We start from the raw sequence: 390 nt of genomic DNA on the forward strand, positions 1-390 counted from the left end.
CGGCCCAGTAGTCCGGTGTGCTGAGTTGTTCGATGTCGATGAAGTCTCCGGTGAGGCAGGAGATCAGGGGGATGCGTGGTGGTTGGACAGTGATCTTGGCGGCGGCCTGAGTGAGTTCCTCGGTGATCGTGTCCATGTGGGGGGAGTGGAAGGCGTGGGAGACGGTGAGTTGCCGGGTTCTGCGGCCTTGAGTGGCCCAGTGCGCGGCGATCGCGAGTACGGCGTCTTGGTTGCCGGAGACGACGACGGCTTTCGGCCCGTTTACGGCGGCGAGGGTGGCTTGGCCCTGATATTCGCTGAGGGATTCGGCCAACTCGTCGGGGGTGGCTTCGATTGCGGCCATTGCGCCGTTGGTGGGTGCGGTTTGCATGAGTTGGCTGCGGGTGGTGA

1 protein-coding gene is annotated in these 390 nt (G+C 63.8%); it reads right to left on the reverse strand.

The features are described from left to right. A partial coding sequence (locus ACFFNX_RS18110) for an acyltransferase domain-containing protein (protein WP_378203034.1) occupies positions 1-343 on the reverse strand: 343 nt, incomplete at its 3' end. Positions 344-390: the final 47 nt, after the last annotated feature.

Origin of the sequence: Actinoallomurus acaciae (assembly GCF_042429965.1) — a bacterium.
Taxonomy (GTDB): Bacteria; Actinomycetota; Actinomycetes; order Streptosporangiales; family Streptosporangiaceae; genus Actinoallomurus; species Actinoallomurus acaciae.